13 protein-coding genes and 1 pseudogene are annotated in these 19,467 nt (G+C 58.9%); 7 read left to right on the top strand and 7 right to left on the bottom strand.

Going from position 1 to position 19,467, the window contains the following annotated elements; all coding sequences use genetic code 11:
- The first annotated feature begins 193 nt into the window (after positions 1–193).
- The gene (gene mrdA, locus AC30D7_RS08320) at positions 194–2,086 is read left to right on the top strand and encodes a penicillin-binding protein 2 (protein WP_490133705.1); all 1,893 of its coding nucleotides are present in this window, start codon (positions 194–196) and stop codon (positions 2,084–2,086) included.
- A gap of 11 nt (positions 2,087–2,097) precedes the next feature.
- On the opposite strand, the pseudogene AC30D7_RS08325 reads toward mrdA, so the two are convergent.
- Positions 2,098–3,057, bottom strand: a pseudogene (locus tag AC30D7_RS08325) (LysR family transcriptional regulator).
- Between the two features lie 121 nt (positions 3,058–3,178).
- Between AC30D7_RS08325 and AC30D7_RS08330 the strand changes: the two are divergent.
- On the top strand, positions 3,179–3,934 hold the full coding sequence (locus tag AC30D7_RS08330; RefSeq protein WP_490133706.1) for a class II aldolase/adducin family protein: 756 nt from the start codon (positions 3,179–3,181) through the stop codon (positions 3,932–3,934).
- Between the two features lie 125 nt (positions 3,935–4,059).
- Here AC30D7_RS08330 and AC30D7_RS08335 read toward each other — a convergent pair whose 3' ends face one another.
- From AC30D7_RS08335 to mfd, 3 genes are read right to left on the bottom strand one after another with little or no spacing between them, the layout of a single operon-like run.
- Entirely contained in the window at positions 4,060–6,753 is a 2,694-nt protein-coding gene (locus AC30D7_RS08335) for an SNF2-related protein (protein WP_490133707.1), read from the bottom strand.
- An 11-nt stretch (positions 6,754–6,764) separates the two neighbouring features.
- Positions 6,765–7,343, bottom strand: coding sequence for a CsiV family protein (locus AC30D7_RS08340; RefSeq protein WP_028939824.1), 579 nt, complete (start codon positions 7,341–7,343; stop codon positions 6,765–6,767).
- A 10-nt stretch (positions 7,344–7,353) separates the two neighbouring features.
- Positions 7,354–10,803 (bottom strand): transcription-repair coupling factor, encoded by a 3,450-nt coding sequence (gene mfd / locus AC30D7_RS08345; RefSeq protein ID WP_490133708.1) that lies wholly within the window; start codon positions 10,801–10,803, stop codon positions 7,354–7,356.
- Positions 10,804–11,156: 353 nt separating this feature from the next.
- Here mfd and AC30D7_RS08350 point away from each other — a divergent pair, with 353 nt between their 5' ends.
- The gene (locus tag AC30D7_RS08350) at positions 11,157–12,620 is read left to right on the top strand and encodes a glyceraldehyde-3-phosphate dehydrogenase (RefSeq protein ID WP_026331975.1); all 1,464 of its coding nucleotides are present in this window, start codon (positions 11,157–11,159) and stop codon (positions 12,618–12,620) included.
- Between the two features lie 100 nt (positions 12,621–12,720).
- Here the strand turns inward: AC30D7_RS08350 and AC30D7_RS08355 are convergent, their stop codons facing one another.
- From AC30D7_RS08355 to AC30D7_RS08365, 3 genes are all read right to left on the bottom strand, one after another.
- Positions 12,721–13,410, bottom strand: a complete 690-nt coding sequence (locus tag AC30D7_RS08355; protein WP_018930291.1) for an endonuclease — start codon at positions 13,408–13,410, stop codon at positions 12,721–12,723.
- 4 nt (positions 13,411–13,414) lie between these two features.
- Positions 13,415–13,705 (bottom strand): DUF1654 domain-containing protein, encoded by a 291-nt coding sequence (locus AC30D7_RS08360; protein ID WP_007940214.1) that lies wholly within the window; start codon positions 13,703–13,705, stop codon positions 13,415–13,417.
- Between the two features lie 164 nt (positions 13,706–13,869).
- A complete protein-coding gene (locus AC30D7_RS08365) occupies positions 13,870–14,958 on the bottom strand; it encodes an asparaginase (RefSeq protein WP_490133709.1) in 1,089 nt (362 codons plus the stop codon).
- A gap of 337 nt (positions 14,959–15,295) precedes the next feature.
- Here AC30D7_RS08365 and AC30D7_RS08370 point away from each other — a divergent pair, with 337 nt between their 5' ends.
- The 4 genes from AC30D7_RS08370 to AC30D7_RS08385 all read left to right on the top strand — a co-directional run bounded on the left by AC30D7_RS08370 (position 15,296) and on the right by AC30D7_RS08385 (position 19,464).
- Positions 15,296–15,748: a hypothetical protein gene (locus AC30D7_RS08370; RefSeq protein ID WP_490133710.1), complete on the top strand. Its 453-nt coding sequence runs from the start codon at positions 15,296–15,298 to the stop codon at positions 15,746–15,748.
- Positions 15,749–15,923: 175 nt separating this feature from the next.
- A complete protein-coding gene (locus tag AC30D7_RS08375) occupies positions 15,924–16,880 on the top strand; it encodes a sugar ABC transporter substrate-binding protein (protein ID WP_490133711.1) in 957 nt (318 codons plus the stop codon).
- Between the two features lie 56 nt (positions 16,881–16,936).
- Complete coding sequence (locus AC30D7_RS08380) at positions 16,937–18,490, top strand: sugar ABC transporter ATP-binding protein (protein WP_490133712.1); 1,554 nt, start codon at positions 16,937–16,939, stop codon at positions 18,488–18,490.
- Positions 18,487–19,464, top strand: coding sequence for an ABC transporter permease (locus AC30D7_RS08385; RefSeq protein WP_490133713.1), 978 nt, complete (start codon positions 18,487–18,489; stop codon positions 19,462–19,464). The genes AC30D7_RS08380 and AC30D7_RS08385 overlap by 4 nt, the downstream gene beginning before the upstream one ends.
- Positions 19,465–19,467: the final 3 nt, after the last annotated feature.

Here is a 19,467-nt window from a genome sequence, read left to right on the forward strand (position 1 = left end):
GCCCGCAGGAAAGTGCTTTGGCAACAGAGAGCTAGAGAATGGCCATTCCTGGTAACGGTCGCATCGTTCGTGAAACTTCGGCAGCATGCGCTAAAAACCACGTCGTTTTTGGTATGGTGCAGCTCGTTTCAACGGACTGATTGCAAGCCTACGGATCGGACTCCCGTTTTATAGTCAAAGAGTTGCTACAGAAATGCCCGAACCGATACCGATCAAGGACCACGAAAAAGAGACGCAACTGGTCAACAAAAGACTGATGGCCTGCGCCTTGTTCGTTGCCGCCATTACTTGTGCGCTGGTGGTGCGCATGTACGTCCTGCAGGTCGTCGAATTCGACTATCACTCGACGGTCTCCGAAAACAACCGCGTCCATGTCCTGCCGATCACTCCAACTCGCGGGCTGATCTACGACCGCAATGGTGTGGTCCTGGCAGACAACCGGCCCAGCTTCAACCTGACCATCACCCGCGAGCGCGCCTCTGATGTCAAAGGAGAGCTGGATGAAGTGGTCAACCTCCTGCATCTGCCAGCAGAAGACCGCACACTATTCGACAAGGCGATGAAACAGGCGAGACACCCGTTCGTGCCCGTCACCTTGTTCTATGAACTAAGCGAAGAACAGATCGCCGTGCTTGCGGTCAACGAATTCCGTCTGCCGGGAATCGATGTCGAACCACAGTTCGTTCGCCACTACCCCATGGGCGCGCACTTTGCCCATTCGATCGGCTACGTCGGTCGTATTAACGAAAAAGAATCCAAAGCCTTGGACACGGTGGAGTACCGTGGCACCCAATCCATCGGCAAGACCGGTATCGAGAAGTTCTACGAGTCTGAATTGCACGGCCACGTAGGTTACGAAGAGGTTGAAACCAATGCTCAGGGCCGCGTGTTGCGAGTGCTCAAACACACCGATCCGATCCCCGGCAAAAACATCGTCCTTAGCCTCGACGTCAAACTTCAGGAAGCCGCTGAGGAGGCGTTGGGTGATCGCCGCGGCTCGGTGGTCGCTCTCGATCCGTCGACCGGCGAAGTATTGGCCATGGTCAGCAAGCCAAGTTTTGACCCGAACCTGTTCGTGACGGGCATCAGCTTCAAGGAGTACGCGGCACTGCACGACTCAATTGACCGGCCGCTGTTCAACCGTGTGCTGCGCGGGCTTTATGCACCAGGCTCGACCATCAAGCCGGAAGTGGCGATCGCCGGCCTCGACGCCGGCGTCGTAACCCCGCAGACCCGTGTCTTCGATCCGGGCTATTACCAGTTACCGGATTTCGATCACAAGTACCGTAACTGGAACCACAGCGGCGATGGCTGGGTGAACATGGACACGGCGATCATGCGCTCCAACGACACCTACTTCTACGATCTGGCCCACAAGTTGGGCATCGATCGTCTGCATGACTACATGGCGATGTTCGGCCTTGGCGAGAAGGTATCGCTGGACATGTTCGAAGAGTCTCCCGGGTTGATGCCGTCTCAGGCCTGGAAGCGCGCCACGCGGCGACAGGCATGGTTCCCCGGCGAGACCGTGATCCTCGGCATCGGCCAAGGCTACATGCAGGTCACCCCTCTGCAACTGGCCCAGGCCACTGCGCTGATCGCCAACAAAGGTGTATGGAACCGACCGCACCTGGCCAAGACCGTGGATGGCGTCGCGCCGGTGGACGAGCATCCGATGCCGAACATTCTGCTCAAGGATCCGCGTGACTGGGAGCAGGTTAACCACGGCATGCAGATGGTGATGCATGACGCCCGCGGGATTGCCCGAGCGGCGGCGGAGGGCGCGCAGTACCGCATCGCCGGCAAAAGTGGTACTGCGCAAGTGGTGGCGATCAAGCAGGGCGAGCGCTACAACCGGGCGAAAACCCTTGAGCGCAACCGCGACAACGCCTTGTTCGTCGGTTTCGCCCCGGCTGAACATCCGAAGATTGTCATCTCGGTAATGATCGAAAACGGCGAAGCCGGTGGTCGCGTTGCCGGTCCTGTCGTGAGGCAGATCATGGATGCCTGGCTACTTGATCAGGACGGCCACCTGAAGCCGCAATACGCCGCGCCGAGCAAAGCCCCGGGCGACCCTCACGTTTAAGAATCAAGGTTTCACAGCACAGGCTCACGAATGCTGAGCATGTGCTGGAAGCTTTCCAGGAACACGGTTTCGGCCTGACTCATCTTCTGCTCGCGATTCCACAACAGCTGGATATCGAAATCCACCACGCCATCTTCTGGCGGCAAACGCCAGAGCAAACCTTGCTCGACATCCCTGCGCACCAGATGAGTCGGCAGACACCCAATACCAAACCCTGCGCAGATCAAGCGGTAAATCTCTTCGAAACTGGTGGATGAGGCAACGATCTTGCCGGTAAAACCTTGCTGGTCGCGAAACAGGGTCAGGGGGGAAAGGTTGCCGCCGAGCTGATCGCTGGTGAAGCTGACGAAGTTCTCTGCAGCGAGCTGTTCCAGGGTCAGATTCTCTTGTCCGAAAAGTCGATGACGCTGCCCGCAAAAGTACGCATAACGCTCGCGAAACAATACCCGCTGTTCCAGTCTCGGTTGCGGTAAACGGCACAATCCGACGCCAATGGTCGCGGTCTTTTGCAGCAACGAACTGATGATGTTCGAACTGCCCATCACCTCGACTTCCAGCTCGACTTTCGGGTGGGTTTCGTGGAAATCGGCGAGGAACTCATCGTAGTGTCGCGCTTGCACGCCGCTGACGGTGAGGATGCGAATCTTGCCGACTACGTCATCGTGCCGACTCTCCAGCACAGTTCCCAGGCGCGAAATATCGCCGTAAATGTCCGTTGCGATGCGCAGGACTTCTTCCCCGGTTTCCGTCAGATCGAACCGTCGCCCGCTGCGGGCGATCAACACACATTCCAGTTGTTCTTCCAGACGCTTCAATGCCTAGCTAACCGCCGACTGGGTGATGTGCAGTCGCGCGGCAGCCCGACTCATGCTGCCTTCCTGACCGATCACCAGATAAGTGCGCAGCAAGTTCCAGTCGAGGCGGTCATTCAGAAAGCGGCGACCGACCCACGGGTTGGAGGTGGAGGGCATAAAGATTCCATGTAGTAGCAGTGCTAATAGTAAAGATAAGTATATGAAAATTGACTAATCCTGGCACGGAAGCGATAAAGCCCACAAGCGCCACAGAGTGCGCTGCTAAAGAGGTGTATTCGTGAGCAAACCTGAACACATTGATACGGTTGAATGGCAAGCCCGTTGCGAACTTGCTGCGTTGTATCGCCTGGTCGCGCACTTTCGCATGACCGACCTGATCGACACCCACATTACCCTGCGGATTCCAGGGCCTGAGCATCACTTTCTGATCAACCGCTACGGGGTGATTTTCGATCGCATGCGCGCCTCGGATCTGGTGCGCATTGATCAGGAGGGGCGAGTGGTCGATCCGGCGTACGAAGGTCATCGAGTCAATGCAGCAGGTTTTGTGATCCACTCAGCAATCCACATGGCTCGCCCTGACCTGAATTGTGTGATCCATACCCACACCGCCGCCGGCATGGCCGTCGCCGCGCAGAAGCACGGCTTGTTGCCGATCAGTCAGCACGCGTTGAAGTTTTACGGCAAATTGGCGTATCACACCTATGAAGGCATTGCCCTGTCACTGGATGAGCGCGAGCGTCTGATTGCCGATCTGGGGCCGCATCGCGCGATGATCCTGCGCAATCACGGCCTGCTGGTCGGCGGCTCCGGCGTGGCCCAGGCATTTCAGGAAATTCACTTCCTGGAGCGTGCCTGTCAGGCACAGGTCCAGGCGCTGGCCGGTGGTTCGGCGTTGCATTACCCGTCTCCGGAAGTCTGTGTGCACACCGCCGAGCAGTTTGACCGCGATGAACAGGACAACATTATCGACCTGGCCTGGGAGGCCGCTCTGACCCTGATCGAATCCCAGCGCGAGTCCTACTTATCGTAAACTCTGTCATCAACACCATTGTTTTGCTGTCCCGCGAATGCGTCAGCACATTCAACATCAGACGTTGTCTGACACACTGCCTTCGCGGGCAAGCCTCGCGCCTACAGATGGCGATCTGATTCCTGCTACTTATCAATTTTTTCCGGCAACGGCGCAAACAACGCTTCAATATCGTCGCTCTGCAACTTCCAGTCCCCGGTCTTGCGTCCATCCAGCACGCCTGCGGCCAGATCGGATTTTTCCTTCTGCAGATGCTGAATCTTCTCTTCCACCGTGCCCCTGGCAATCATCTTGTAGACGAACACCGGCTTCTCCTGACCAATGCGATACGCACGATCCGTCGCCTGATTTTCCGTCGCCGGGTTCCACCAAGGGTCGTAGTGAATCACCGTATCGGCTTCGGTCAGGTTCAGGCCCACACCGCCAGCCTTCAAACTGATCAGAAAGATCTGACGCTTGCCGCTCTGGAATTCCTTGACTGGCGTGCGTCGGTCACGGGTCTGGCCGGTCAGGATCGCATACGCCACGCCGCGTTTGTTCAGCTCGTCCTCGATCAGCGACAACATTGAGGTGAACTGCGAGAACAGCAGAATCCGCCGACCTTCCTCGAACAGCTCTTCAAGCATTTCCATCAGGCTATCGAGTTTGCCGGAGGTGCTGCCGCGAGCGGGCAGGGCGGCATCGTTGACCAGGCGCAAATCACAGCACACCTGACGCAGCTTCAGCAGTGCCTCAAGAATGATGATCTGGCTGCGCGCCACGCCTTTGCGGGTGATCTCGTCGCGGACTTTCTTGTCCATGGCCAGGCGCATGGTTTCGTACACATCGCGCTGGGCTTCATTGAGCTCGACCCAATGGACGATTTCGGTTTTCGGCGGCAGTTCGGTGGCCACTTGTTCCTTGGTCCGGCGCAGCAGGAACGGTTTGATCCGACCGTTCAGGTGTTGAAGTCGTACTTCACTGGCACGCTTTTCTATCGGCACGCGGTAATCGCGGTTGAAGCTTTTCACGTCACCGAGCCAACCCGGCAGCAGGAAGTGGAACAGCGACCACAGCTCGCCCAAGTGATTTTCCAGCGGCGTGCCACTCAGGCACAGGCGCTGGCGAGCATTCAGCTCACGGGCGGCATGAGCGGCCTTGCTGTTGGGATTCTTGATGTACTGCGCTTCATCCAGCACCAGTACGTGCAACGGCTGCGCGGCCAGGTGTTCGACGTCCTTGGGCAGCAGTGCATAGGTGGTCAGGATCAGGTCGTAATCGGCCAGATTATCGAAATGCTTTTTGCGACTGGCACCGTACAGCGCCAGCACTTTGAGTTGCGGCGTGAAATGCGCCGCTTCGTCGAGCCAGTTGGGGATTAGGCTGGTGGGCATGACGACCATGCACGGCCGATCAAGGCGCCCGGCGTTCTTCTCGCTGAGAATGTGCGCCAAGGTCTGTAGGGTTTTGCCCAGGCCCATGTCGTCCGCGAGAATCCCGCCGACTTCCAGTTGTCGCAACGATTGCATCCAGCTCAGACCTTCCAGCTGATACGGGCGCAACGTGGCATTCAAGCCTTCGGGCGCGGCGGCGGTGTGGTCCTTGATGTCGCGCAGACGTTGGGCAAAGGTGCGGATCTGCTCGCCACCTTCCCAGAGCAGCGGCAGGCCTTCCAGCGGGTTCAATCGCGTGGCGTCGGCCTTGCTCAGGCGCAGTGTGGTTTCGCCGGGTTCTTGCAGGTAAAACTCGCCGAGGGTGGCCAGCACCGGTTTCAGGCGGCCGAAGGGCAGGGCGACCTGCAACGGGCCCTGGTCGGTGCTGCGGCGTTGCGGAATGTTCACCAGGATCAGTTCGTCGTCGCGACGTCGGGCGAGCCGTTCCGGGTTGAGGATTTCGGTGTGGGAGCGCATCAGGTTCAACAGGATCGGCAGCAGGCTCAGGCGTTCGCCGTTGACGATGATCCCCAGTTCCAGGTCGAACCAGTCGCGTTCCGGCGCCTGCTCGACGGTGGCGTACCAGTCGTCCACGGCAGTCAGGTCGAAGCCGAAATCCTCGTCGATCTGCAACTCCCAACCCTGGGTGCGCAACTTCGGCAGTTCGTTGAGGGTAAAGGTCAGCCAGGCGCTGTCGTTGACCATCTCGTAGAGTTCGCCGGCACTTTCCGGCAAGGCTTTGCTTTGTCGGGTGGCGACTTTGAAACCGAGGATCCGCAGCTGCTCCCTGTAGGTCTGTTCGACTTCCGGGTGACGTTTTATCCGCAGCGTCTGTGTCTCCTGACGAATCAGGATGTCAGCGTTTTTCTGTCCGCTGACGTATTCGTCCAGATAGCTGAAGGACAGCGCCGCGCGATGCTGAATGTAACGCTGCATTTTGCCGTTGCGCGGTTCGAAGGCGCTGAACTCGATGCTCGCCAGCCACAGGCGCGGCACCGGTTGCACGTTGTCCACCAGCACTTGCGGCGGCGCTTTCGGGCTACGGTTTTCCAATACGGCCTGAAGTTTTTCCAGCAGTTCGGCGTCTTTCGCGGCCGCCGGATACGCGAGGGTTTCCTGCACTTGCAGTAGCACCGCCGCGCAATGTTTGCAGTTGCTGTGAACCGGGCAGGTGCACGTGGCGTCGATCATCAGCAAGGTGCCTTTGGCCGACTCGCGCAGGCGAATGGTCTGACGGTAAACGTTACCGCCAGAGCCTTCGCAACTGGCGGTGATGGTGGCGTCGCCGACTTCGACGATCCTGACGCGGTTCTCCAGTGCGTAGCGGCGGCCACGCTCCAGGCTCTGTTCCTTGAATCGGCTGACCCAGGATGTTGCCAGGGGTTTGCTCAGGGTCGCGGAGGACATAAGGGCTTCAATCAGTCCGGAATTTCATCGGGGACTGGCCGAGGTGCAGGGGCGGTCAGCGAGGTGATCTTGATCAACAGGCCCAGGTGGCCATTGTCGAGGAAGTTCAGCAGGCCGTTCTTGGTGTGGCTTTCCTGCTTCAGGCGTTCGCTGGCGGTGACCATGCCGTTGGCGTCAATCTGATTGACCCAGAAGTCGGCGTCGACGTCAGTGAAGCGCCCCAGTTTCAGGTTCAGCGTGCCCTCGATCGGGAATTGGCCAAACTGTTCCTTGCCTTCGCTGATCGCGATTTTGCTGGCTTCTTCACCCAGGTGCTGTTGCCAGGCCTTGTGCAGCAACACCGTGTACTCGTTGCTGGCGGTGAGCTTTTCCACTTCGGCATTCAGGCTTGGCGTACGAAAGCTGTCGGGGCTGATGCGTTGGGCACCGGCAGCCCAGTCTTCTGGCGCGGCGCGGCTGACGATGGCAGGCACGGCGTTTTGCCGTACCAGAATCATTTCAACCTGATACAGATCATCGGCAAACGCGGTCGAGGCGAGCAGCGACATCAACAACGTCATCAGCAAGGTCAGTGAGCGAAACAGGCGCATGCGGCGTCCTTCAAGCAGTGGTCGGAATGAGGCGCTCGAATAGCGCCTCTACAGTATTAAAGCGTTCTTCGGGGCGCTCCATCGGCACGAGGAATTTGAACATCGTGGCGCCTTCGAATTTGTAGCGTTTAGGCTGGCTCTGGATCAGTTTGATCAGCGTCAGCGGATCGACCGGGGTCTGTGCCGCGAACTCGATACGACCGCCTTGCGGGCCGCCGTCGACTTTCTTGATGCCCAGCTGTTCGGCCTGCAATTTCAGCGCCGTGATCCGCACCAGGTTCTTGGTCGGTTCTGGCAACAAACCGAAGCGGTCGATCATCTCCACTTGCAGATCCTTGAGGCCTTCTTCATCGGTGGCCGAGGCAATGCGTTTGTAGAGAATCAGGCGGGCATGAACGTCCGGCAGGTAGTCTTCGGGAATCAACGCCGGTACGCGCAGATTGACTTCCGGACCGCCGCCCAACGGCTGATCGAGGTTCGGCTGTTCGCCCTTGCGGATCGATTTCACCGCACGCTCGAGCATTTCCATGTATAGCGTGAAGCCCACGGCCTGGATCTGCCCGCTCTGGCCGTCGCCCAGCAGTTCGCCGGCGCCACGGATTTCCAGGTCGTTGGTGGCGAGTACGAAGCCCGCGCCGAGGTCCTGGGTATTGGCGATCGCTTCCAGGCGTTTTTCCGCATCGGGAGTGATTTGCTGGCGCGGCGGTGTCAGCAGGTAAGCATACGCCTGGTGGTGACTGCGACCGACCCGACCACGCAACTGGTGCAACTGGGCCAGGCCGAACTTGTCGGCGCGCTCGATAATGATGGTGTTGGCGCTCGGCACGTCGATGCCGGTCTCGATGATGGTCGAGGCAATCAGCACGTTGAAGCGCTTGTGGTAGAAGTCGCTCATCACCTGTTCGAGTTCACGTTCGCGCATCTGCCCGTGGCCGATGCCGATCCGCGCTTCCGGCACCAGTTCGGCGAGGTCGGCGGCGCATTTCTCGATGGTCTTCACGTCGTTGTGCAGGTAGTAGACCTGGCCGCCACGCAGCAACTCACGCAGCAGGGCCTCTTTGACCGTGCTCTTGTTCTGTTCCATGACGAAGGTGCGCACCGACAAACGACGGGCCGGCGGTGTGGCGATGATCGACAGGTCGCGCATGCCCGACACCGCCATGTTCAGCGTCCGCGGAATCGGCGTTGCGGTCAGTGTCAGGATGTCGACTTCACTGCGCAGTGCCTTGAGCTGTTCTTTCTGACGGACACCGAAACGGTGCTCTTCGTCGATGATCACCAGCCCCAGGTTTTTGATTTTTACGTCATCTTGCAGCAGCTTGTGTGTGCCGATAACGATGTCGATCTTGCCTTCGGCCAGGTCCGCAACTGCGGCGTTCACTTCCTTGGCCGACTTGAAACGGCTCATCACTTCCACGGTCACCGGCCAGTCGGCAAAGCGGTCGCGGAAGCTGTTGTAGTGTTGCTGGGCGAGCAGGGTGGTCGGCACCAGGATCGCCACCTGACGACCGCCATGCACTGCGATGAACGCCGCGCGCATGGCCACTTCGGTCTTGCCGAAACCGACGTCGCCGCAGACCAGTCGATCCATCGGTTTGGGTGCGAGCATGTCTTCGCGCACCGCTTCGATGGTGGTCTGTTGGTCCGGGGTTTCTTCGAACGGGAAACCGGCGCTGAAGGTCGCGTAATCGGCTTTCGGGTCAGCGAAGGCATAACCCTCGCGAGCGGCGCGGCGGGCATAGATGTCGAGCAGCTCGGCGGCCACGTCGCGCACCTGTTCGGCGGCTTTGCGCTTGGCTTTCTGCCAGGTCTCGGAGCCGAGGCGGTGCAGCGGGGCCAAAGCATCGTCGCTGCCGGTGTAGCGGGCGATCAGGTGCAGGTTGGCTACCGGCACGTACAGCTTGGCGCCTTCGGCGTATTCGAGGGTCAGGAACTCGGCGGCCTGGTTGTCGATTTCCAGGATCGTCAGCCCCAGATAGCGGCCGACTCCATGATCGATGTGCACCACCGGCGCACCTTCGCGCAGCTCGGTGAGGTTTTTGATCACCGCATCGTTGTTCGCGTCGGCGCGTTTCTCGCGGCGACGGCGCTGCATTACGCGCTGACCGAACAATGGGCTTTCGGCAACCAGGGCCAGCGCTGGGTCGTCCAGCAACAGGCCTTCGTCGAGTGGTGCAATGGTGATCGCCAGGCGCTCTTTGCTGGCGACAAAGTCCGGCCAGCTGTCGACGGTTTTCGGTCGCAGCTTCAAGCGTTCGAGCAATTCCAGCAGTACTTCACGACGGCCCGCGGACTCGGCGGTAAACAGCACGCGGCCGGGGAATTCGTCGAGGAAACTGGCCAGTGCCGCCAACGGCTGAGTGGCCTTGGCTTCGATGGCCAGGTTCGGTAGCGGCTGAGCCGGGAAGCGTTCGCGGCCGACACCGGTTTCGACGTCTTGTTGACTGGCCACCACACGGGGCCAGCTCTTCAGGCGCGCAAAGCAGTCTTCCACCGGCAGGAACAACTCGGCCGGTGGCAGTAAAGGACGGGACGGATCGACGCGGCGTTCTTCATAGCGGTTACGCACGTCATTCCAGAAATTCTCCGCGGCCTGCTCGATGCCCGGCAGGGAAAACACTTGCGTGTCCTGGGGCAGGTAATCGAACAGGGTAGAAGTTTCCTCGAAGAACAGCGGCAGGTAGTACTCGATGCCTGCCGGGGTAATCCCGCTGTTCAGGTCCTGGAAGATCGGGCAGCGCCGGAAGTCGACATCGAAGCGCTCACGGAAGCGCGCCTTGAAGCGGGTGACGGCTTCTTTCTCCAGCGGGAATTCTTTGGCCGGTAACAGCTTGACCGAATCGACCTTGTCGATGGAGCGCTGGTTTTCCGGGTCGAAAGTGCGCAGGGTCTCGATTTCGTCGTCGAACAGGTCGATACGATAAGGCAGCTTGCTGCCCATCGGGAACAGGTCGATCAGCGAGCCGCGCACGGTGAATTCGCCATGCTCGTACACGGTATCGACGTAGCGATAACCGGTGGCTTCAAGCCGGGTGCGCATCTGCTCGACATCGAGTTTCTGGCCGACATCCAGCACCAGACTGCTGCCGAGCAGGAATTTGGTCGGCGCCAGGCGATGCAGGGCAGTGGTGATCGGCACGACCAGAACGCCATGCGCCAGCTCCGGCAACCGATACAGGCTGGCGATACGCTGCGAGATGATGTCCTGGTGTGGCGAGAACAGGTCGTAGGGCAGGGTTTCCCAGTCGGGGAAGTGCAGGACAGGCAAATCCGGGGCGAAGAAACTCAGCTCCTGTTCCAGCCGTTCGGCACTCTGGCTGTCGGCGGTCAGTAGCAAGGTAAAGCGCTTGGCAGCGCTGGCGGCCTCGGCGATGGCCAGGCTCAGGGCGGCACCTGGCAGGTTGCCCCAGTGCTGTTTACCTGCCGCGGCAGGGAGAAGCGGTAGACGCAGAACGGGCACGGAAGGTTGAGCTCCAGCGTTGCGACAAAGTCGGTAATTGTAACGGCCTCGGGTGCCGGCTGTCAGTTGCAGACTGTGTCTATATACACAGGTTGGGCAAAATGTAGTGGTAATGACAAAAACTGGCGATTTAATACTGAAGATGTAGTGCCAAAACCGCTCAGTGTTACGGAGGGTTACGGACACTGTGGCGTTATCGTCGAAAAATTGACTGCGCTGAAAGCCCCGTATTTACTGGGCTGGCGCGGGGCGTGATTTTTTTGAACGGAATTTTGTTACCGCTCGTGCGACAGGCGCGCATTGCTACGGGAGGCTCTCGGCGGCATAATGTAGCCCCTTTTTTCTGCCCCTACATGTGGAAGGTTACCGTGACTCAGAAGCCCGACCAGTGTCTTGGTGAATGGATCGACCGTGAAGCACTCGCGGAAGCGATGATTCCGCTTATCGGTCAGCTCTACCGCAATAACAACGTGGTGAGCTCGATCTATGGCCGCAGTCTGATCAACCAGTCTGTCATCGCGATTCTCAAAGCTCACCGCTTTGCTCGCCATCGCCAGTCCGATGACAGCGAATTGTCCGTCCACGAAACATTCCCGCTGCTCAAGGCAATGAGCGAGCTCAAGCTCGGCGCTGCTTCGGTAGATCTGGGCAAGTTGGCCGTCAAATTCAAGGCCGAAGGCAATGGCCGTACCGCCGAAGCGTTCGTCCGTGACGAACTGGCTGATGTGGTCGGCAAGCAGAATGGTTCCGGCCGTACCGGCACCGACGTTGTCCTGTACGGCTTCGGTCGTATCGGTCGTCTGCTGGCGCGCATCCTTATCGAGAAAACCGGTGGTGGCGACGGTCTGCGTCTGCGTGCCATCGTTGTCCGCAAGGGCGCCGAGAACGACTTGGTCAAGCGTGCCAGTCTGCTGCGTCGCGACTCGGTGCATGGTTCGTTCAACGGCACCATCACCATCGATGAAGCCAACAACACCATCACCGCCAACGGCAACCTGATCCAGGTTATCTACGCGAAGAACCCGACTGAAGTGGACTACACCCAGTACGGCATCAAAAACGCGCTGCTGGTGGACAACACCGGTGTATGGCGTGACGCCGACGGCCTGGGCCAGCACCTGGCCTGCCCGGGTATCGACCGCGTTGTTCTGACCGCGCCTGGCAAAGGCAAGCTGAAGAACATCGTTCACGGTATTAACCACGGTGAAATCACCGCTGACGACAAGATCGTTTCTGCCGCTTCCTGCACCACCAACGCCATCGTGCCGGTGCTGAAAGCTGTCAACGACAAGTTCGGCATCGTCAACGGTCACGTTGAAACGGTTCACTCGTACACCAACGACCAGAACCTGATCGACAACTTCCACAAAGGCAATCGTCGTGGCCGTAGCGCCGCGTTGAACATGGTGATCACCGAGACCGGTGCTGCCACTGCTGCCGCCAAGGCGCTGCCTGAACTGGCCGGCAAGCTGACCGGTAACGCGATTCGCGTTCCGACACCAAACGTGTCGATGGCCATTCTCAACCTGAACCTTGAGAAAGCCACCACCCGTGAAGAGATGAACGAGTACCTGCGCTACATGGCGCTGCACTCCGATCTGCATAAGCAAATCGACTTCGTCAACTCGCAGGAAGTGGTTTCCACCGACTTCGTGGGCTCGCGCCACGCAGGCGTAGTGGACGCTGAAGCGACCATCTGCAACGACAACCGCGTTGTTCTGTACGTTTGGTACGACAACGAATTCGGTTACAGCTGCCAGGTAGTTCGCGTGATGGAAGACATGGCCGGTGTAAACCCGCCAGCATTCCCGCGCTAAGCCTTCGCCGCACATGAAAACGCCCCGACTTCGGTCGGGGCGTTTTTGTTTGGGCGCCCGACGAGGGCGCAATCTGCCAGGAGAAGATCCAGGCAGCCGGTTAGCCGCAGGCCTTCATGTCTACTGGCCCGACAAACTCGTTGCCGCGGCCCATTACGCACGCCACGCTCTGATTGCGCTGACGTTCCCAGGCCTGAACCGGGTAGGTCTTGTTCCAGGCTTCGTACAATTGCCGATCCTGTTTCGACAGGCGCAAGCCGTACTGTTTGCTCATGTAGAAATACGTTCGGGCGATCATGCCGCGAATGGAAGGGCGGGGCATGACCTTCTTCGCCTTGAAGTCGATCTGAGTCAGGCACGAGCCATATTGACCCGACTGCACGGGTAGCCAGCCAAAACTGAAATTGCTCCGATCGCCATTCACCTCGCCGATGCTGGGCACCAGATTGTGCAGGTCGGCCTCGGCTTTTTGATAGGTCGGGTCGTAGCGCGTGCAGTTCTTGCGACCTCCTTGTTGCCAGCACTGACGCTGATGGCCGATCTGCCAGGCAGGAACAATGTGTTCCCACTCAATGCGCGAGGCGCGCTTGGCATTTTTGCGTGGCACATAACCGCAGGCGGCGAGGTTTACTCGGTTGCCGGTATATTTGCAGCCGCAATAAAACTCGGTGGACTGCGGAGCGTACAACTTCCAGGCGACTTTCTTGGCTTCGTTGAAGGTGCGTGGGGCGCCAGCCTGGGCGCCAAGGGTGATGAGCAGAAACAGCAAAGCAAGCCAGCGGACACTCATTGACTCAATCTTCCTTCGGCACAACCCAGAAAATCTGCACACCGCCGTCATCGCGATGGGCGAGGGTGACGTTGTCGTTCTCATCGATTTCTTCGAGCAAGCGCTCCCACTCATCCACGGGTTCGTCCGGAAGGCGGAAGATCAGTGCGGCTTTGGCTTTCTGGGCGGTGGGGGAATTGATGATTTTCTGAACGCGCATACCCAGGCGTTCGTAAGCGTCAGGAGAGGCAGAGGTAGTGGCCACGGAGTTATCCTTATTAAGCTGTACGTGCATACAGTATTTAACTGTAGGCATTTTCGCAACTGCTTAAAATTCAAGAAAATCCTCTGACAGTGGTTTTTTCCGTTTGGTGTAGGGCGGTGGGGAGTTTTTTATCGGAAGAAGTTCGTGAACCACTCGCCAAGACTGGCGAGTGGTTACAGCGGTGCCCGACCGCGAACGGGTCGGGCGAGGGTGAATCAGTATTCCCAGAACATCCGTTGCAGCTCTTTGCTGTCGTTGGTCTTGGTCAGTGCGACCATGGCCAGGATGCGGGCTTTTTGCGGGTTCAGGTCGTGAGCAACAACCCAGTCGTACTTGTCGTCAGGCTGTTCGGCGTTACGCAGGACGAAACCGCCAGCATTGACGTGGGAAGAGCGAATGATTTGTACACCGTCCTTGCGCAGAGCCTGCAGGGCGGGAACCACGCGGGACGAGACCGAACCATTGCCGGTGCCGGCGTGGATGATGGCTTTGGCGCCCGATTGAGCCAGGGCTTTGTAGGCGGTGTCGCTGACGTTGCCATAGGAGTAGGCGATTTCGACGTCAGGCAGGCTCTTGATGGTTTTGATATCGAATTCCGAGTCCATGGTGTGGCGCTTGGCCGGTAGACGGAACCAGTAGGATTTTCCTTCGACCACCATGCCCAGCGGACCCCAGGCACTTTTGAACGCCTCGGTCTTGATGTTGATCATTTTGCTGACATCACGACCCGACTGGATTTCATCGTTCATGGTTACCAGTACGCCTTTGCCGCGTGCGTCTTTGCTGCTGGCCACGGCGACGGCGTTGTACAGGTTCAGCATGCCGTCGGCCGACATGGCGGTGCCAGGGCGCATGGAGCCGACGACGATAATCGGCTTGTCAGTTTTTTCAACCAGGTTCAGGAAGTAAGCGGTTTCTTCCAAGGTGTCGGTGCCGTGGGTGATGACAATGCCATCGACGTCTTTACTGTCGGCCAGTTCAGCCACGCGACGACCCAGTTGCAGCAGGTTGTCGTTGGTGATGCTTTCGGACGCGATCTGCATGACTTGTTCGCCGCGAACGTTAGCCAATTGGCTCAGTTGCGGGACCCCGGCTATCAATTGTTCGATGCCGAATTTCGCCGCTTGATAGGTGGCGCTGTTAGCGGCGCTGGCGCCCGCGCCGGCAATGGTGCCGCCGGTGGCCAGAATGACCACGTTTGCGAGTTTCTGTTGGGTTTCGACTTCTTTTGCCTGAAGGGCGGTCGGCAGAAGCATAAGCAGGGCCAAAGCGCCCGGAATAAAAGTGTTGAAGGCAGATTTCATTATTGTTTTCTCTAGTAGTGAGACGGTGCAGATGCAGGTTCATCTAGAAGCGCCCCAGGCAGATCTGAACGCCGGGGGTGTAGAAGAAGAGCAGGATCTGTACCAGTCGGACGCTGGAGGAAGTGATCTTTTAACTTGCTGATTTTTAACGATATTGTTATTTTGACTGGCGATGCTTCGCGTCCGACCGTCCGGGTTTCCGAATAGGGTCGGCTTTTATGTTCGGCTCCCCGACCTTCATTGAGGCGGTTATCTTGCAAAATCGAAAATCGGTGCTAAAGAAACCTGCACGCAGGTCGATGCTCCTTTAGAAGGATCTTTTTTTTCAGGAGTTCACATGTCGTTTACTGTCGGTTTTGCAAATGCGGGTGCAATCACTATCGGGGGCAAGTCCGCGGCGACCATCAACGACTTGAGTGAAGCGACATCCGACGCCTCGACCCAGGCGCTGGGTGAAGAGCAGGGCGACGACAATCAGGTCAGAACCGGTGGCGGCGCGGCGGCTCAGAGCGAAAGCAAATCCGAGAAAACCAGCAGTCAGAGTATTGCGGTGCAGGTATTGCTCAAGCGCATGCAGGAACTGCAGCAGCAACTGCGCGAACAGCAGCAACAACTGGCGGCCGCTCAGGCGGCGAATTATCCGACGCCGGAAGCCAAGGCCAGCGCTGTCATGACGATCCAGGGGCAAATCGCCGATACCAGCGGTGCGCTCGCGCAAGTGACAGGCAATCTGGTCAAGGAACTGGCCAAGGATTCCAGCGGCGGCGGTTTGGTCAACACCACGGCGTGATGCAAAACGGGTTGGTTTTTGCCAACCGAGACACAGAACGGGTCGTTGACAAATCTCCACAGGGTTCGCATAGTTCGGTCTACGCAAACGTTTGCGCGGTCGCCGTCGATGGGCTGATCCATTGATGATCCAGCGCAAGCGTTGCCAAGAATAATCATAAGATCGGAGTGAACCCATGAAGCTGCCATTCGCTGGACGTCTTCTCGCTGTCGCTATGCTGGCTGCCGCATCCGCCGCGCTGCCTGTCTCTTCGGCGTTCGCCGAAACCCCTGAAAAGCCTAAAGTCGCGCTGGTCATGAAATCCCTGGCCAACGAGTTCTTCCTGACCATGGAAGACGGCGCCAAGGCCTACCAGAAAGACCACTCCGGCGACTTCGAGCTGATCTCCAACGGCATCAAGGACGAAACGGACACAGCCGGCCAGACGCGCATCGTCGAGCAAATGATCCTGTCCAAAGTCAACGCACTGGTCATCGCCCCGGCAGACTCCAAGGCCATGGTCCCGGTCATCAAGAAAGCAGTCGATGCCGGCATCACCGTGATCAACATCGATAATCAGCTGGATCCGGCTGTCGTCAAAAGCAAAAACATCACCGTTCCATTCGTAGGCCCGGACAACCGCAAAGGCGCGCGCCTGGTGGGTGAATACCTGGCCAAGCAACTGAAGGCCGGTGACGAAGTCGGCATCATCGAAGGCGTTTCCACCACCACCAACGCCCAGCAGCGCACTGCCGGCTTCAAGGATGCGATGGAAGCGGCGCAGATCAAAGTCGTGTCCCTGCAGTCCGGCGATTGGGAAATCGACAAGGGCGGCAAGGTGGCTTCTTCGATGCTCAGCGAATATCCGAACATCAAGGCCCTGCTGGCCGGCAACGACAGCATGGCGGTCGGCGCGGTCTCTGCCGTGCGTGCCGCGGGCAAGGCCGGCAAGGTGCAAGTGGTCGGTTACGACAACATCAATGCGATCAAGCCAATGCTCAAGGATGGCCGCGTCCTGGCCACCGCCGACCAGTTTGCTGCCCGGCAAGCGGTGTTCGGCATCGAGACCGCGCTGAAAATCATCAAAGGCGAGAAAGTCGATAGCGGCGCCAACGGCGTCATCGAAACTCCGGTAGAGCTGGTTACCAAGTAGTCTTTCTGGCGACACAACGGTGCTCGCCTCCAGGGGCGAGCGCATGGAGAGTTTTTATGTCAGTTTCCGCCCCGAACGCTGTCCTCTCGGTCAGCGGTATCGGTAAGACCTATGCTCAACCAGTCCTGACCGGCATCGATCTGACGTTGATGCGCGGCGAAGTGCTGGCGCTGACCGGCGAGAATGGCGCCGGCAAAAGTACGTTGTCGAAAATCATTGGCGGACTGGTCGCGCCGACCACCGGCCAGATGCGATTCCAGGGTCAGGATTACTGCCCCGGCAGCCGCAGCCAGGCCGAAAAGCTGGGCGTGCGCATGGTCATGCAAGAACTCAATCTGTTGCCGACATTGTCGGTGGCGGAAAACCTGTTCCTCGACAACCTGCCCAGCCTCGGTGGCTGGATCAGCCGCAAGCAACTGCGCAGGGCGGCGATCGAGGCCATGGCTCAGGTCGGCCTCGATGCCATCGATCCGGACACCCTGGTCGGTGAGCTGGGTATCGGTCACCAGCAGATGGTGGAAATCGCCCGCAACCTGATCGGCGATTGCCATGTGCTGATCCTCGACGAGCCGACCGCGATGCTGACGGCCCGTGAAGTCGAAATGCTGTTCGAGCAGATCACTCGTCTGCAGGCGCGCGGCGTGTCGATCATCTACATTTCCCACCGTCTCGAAGAACTGGCACGGGTGGCCCAGCGCATCGCGGTATTGCGCGACGGCAACCTGGTGTGCGTCGAGCCGATGGCCAATTACAACAGCGAGCAACTGGTCACCCTGATGGTCGGCCGTGAGCTGGGCGAGCACATCGACATGGGACCGCGCAATATCGGTGCTCCGGCCTTGACGGTCAAAGGGCTGACTCGCTCCGACAAGGTTCGCGATGTGTCTTTCGAAGTGCGCGCCGGCGAGATCTTCGGGATCTCCGGTTTGATCGGGGCAGGGCGCACCGAATTGCTGCGCCTGATCTTCGGTGCCGATACAGCCGACAGCGGCACCGTTGCGCTGGGGTCGCCGGCTCAGGTGGTGGATATTCGTTCGCCGGCCGACGCGGTTGGTCATGGCATCGCGCTGATCACCGAAGATCGCAAGGGCGAGGGTCTGCTGCTGACGCAATCGATCAGCGCCAATATTGCCCTGGGCAATATGCCGGTGATTTCCAGCGGCGGCTTCGTCAACAACGGTGACGAGATGTCGCTGGCCCAGCGTCAGATCGATGCCATGCGCATTCGCAGTTCCAGCCCGACGCAATTGGTCTCGGAATTGTCCGGCGGTAATCAGCAGAAAGTGGTGATCGGCCGTTGGCTCGAACGCGACTGCACGGTGATGCTGTTCGACGAGCCGACCCGAGGCATCGACGTCGGCGCCAAGTTCGACATCTATACATTGCTCGGTGAGTTGACCCGTCAGGGCAAAGCACTGGTGGTGGTATCCAGCGACCTGCGCGAACTGATGCTGATCTGTGACCGCATTGGCGTGCTGTCGGCAGGGCGTCTGATCGACACGTTCGAGCGTGACAGCTGGACGCAGGATGATTTGCTTGCCGCCGCGTTCGCCGGCTACCAAAAACGTGATGCGTTGCTCAACGAAGCAGCGCCTAGGGATCTTCCATGAATACTGCAACTCTGGCCGGCAAACGTAGTGGCAATTTTTACGGCCTCGGCACTTACCTGGGCCTGGCCGGTGCCTTGCTGGCGATGGTCGCGCTGTTCTCTGTGTTGAGCAGCCACTTCCTGTCTTACGACACCTTCAGTACCCTGGCCAATCAGATTCCCGATCTGATGGTGCTGGCGGTCGGCATGACCTTCGTATTGATCATCGGCGGAATCGACTTGTCGGTGGGTTCGGTGCTGGCGCTGGCGGCGTCGACAGTCAGCGTGGCGATTCTCGGCTGGGGCTGGAGCGTGCTGCCGGCGGCGTTGCTGGGAATGGGCGCCGCGGCACTGGCGGGCACTATCACCGGCTCGATCACCGTGGCCTGGCGGATTCCTTCGTTCATCGTGTCCCTCGGTGTGCTGGAAATGGCGCGGGGTCTGGCGTACCAAATGACCGGTTCGCGTACCGCTTATATCGGTGATGCCTTCGCCTGGCTGTCCAACCCGATCGCGTTCGGGATCTCGCCATCGTTCATCATTGCCTTGCTGATTATCTTCATTGCCCAAGCCGTGCTGACCCGTACGGTGTTCGGTCGTTACCTGATCGGCATCGGTACCAACGAAGAGGCGGTGCGTCTGGCGGGGATCAATCCGAAGCCCTACAAGATCCTGGTATTCAGCCTGATGGGGCTGCTGGCCGGTATCGCTGCGCTGTTTCAGATTTCTCGCCTGGAAGCGGCGGACCCGAATGCCGGCTCCGGTCTGGAACTGCAAGTAATCGCCGCGGTGGTGATCGGCGGCACCAGCCTGATGGGCGGGCGCGGTTCGGTGATCAGCACCTTCTTCGGTGTATTGATCATCTCGGTACTGGCGGCTGGTCTGGCGCAGATTGGTGCGACCGAGCCAACCAAACGCATCATTACCGGTGCGGTTATCGTGGTGGCGGTGGTGCTCGATACCTATCGCAGTCAGCGCGCAAGCCGGCGGACCTGAGTC

Source organism: Pseudomonas sp. DF5 (genome assembly GCF_058148225.1).

What these genes read in the sequence shown, in the direction of transcription:
- AC30D7_RS08370 (WP_490133710.1), top strand. Translation starts at nt 15,296, where the DNA reads ATGTCGTTTACTGTCGGTTTTGCAAATGCGGGTGCAATCACTATCGGG.
- AC30D7_RS08350 (WP_026331975.1), top strand. Translation starts at nt 11,157, where the DNA reads ATGTGGAAGGTTACCGTGACTCAGAAGCCCGACCAGTGTCTTGGTGAA.
- AC30D7_RS08360 (WP_007940214.1), bottom strand. Translation starts at nt 13,705, where the DNA reads ATGCCTACAGTTAAATACTGTATGCACGTACAGCTTAATAAGGATAAC.
- AC30D7_RS08375 (WP_490133711.1), top strand. Translation starts at nt 15,924, where the DNA reads ATGAAGCTGCCATTCGCTGGACGTCTTCTCGCTGTCGCTATGCTGGCT.
- AC30D7_RS08355 (WP_018930291.1), bottom strand. Translation starts at nt 13,410, where the DNA reads ATGAGTGTCCGCTGGCTTGCTTTGCTGTTTCTGCTCATCACCCTTGGC.
- mrdA (WP_490133705.1), top strand. Translation starts at nt 194, where the DNA reads ATGCCCGAACCGATACCGATCAAGGACCACGAAAAAGAGACGCAACTG.
- AC30D7_RS08380 (WP_490133712.1), top strand. Translation starts at nt 16,937, where the DNA reads ATGTCAGTTTCCGCCCCGAACGCTGTCCTCTCGGTCAGCGGTATCGGT.
- AC30D7_RS08365 (WP_490133709.1), bottom strand. Translation starts at nt 14,958, where the DNA reads ATGAAATCTGCCTTCAACACTTTTATTCCGGGCGCTTTGGCCCTGCTT.
- AC30D7_RS08385 (WP_490133713.1), top strand. Translation starts at nt 18,487, where the DNA reads ATGAATACTGCAACTCTGGCCGGCAAACGTAGTGGCAATTTTTACGGC.
- AC30D7_RS08335 (WP_490133707.1), bottom strand. Translation starts at nt 6,753, where the DNA reads ATGTCCTCCGCGACCCTGAGCAAACCCCTGGCAACATCCTGGGTCAGC.
- AC30D7_RS08340 (WP_028939824.1), bottom strand. Translation starts at nt 7,343, where the DNA reads ATGCGCCTGTTTCGCTCACTGACCTTGCTGATGACGTTGTTGATGTCG.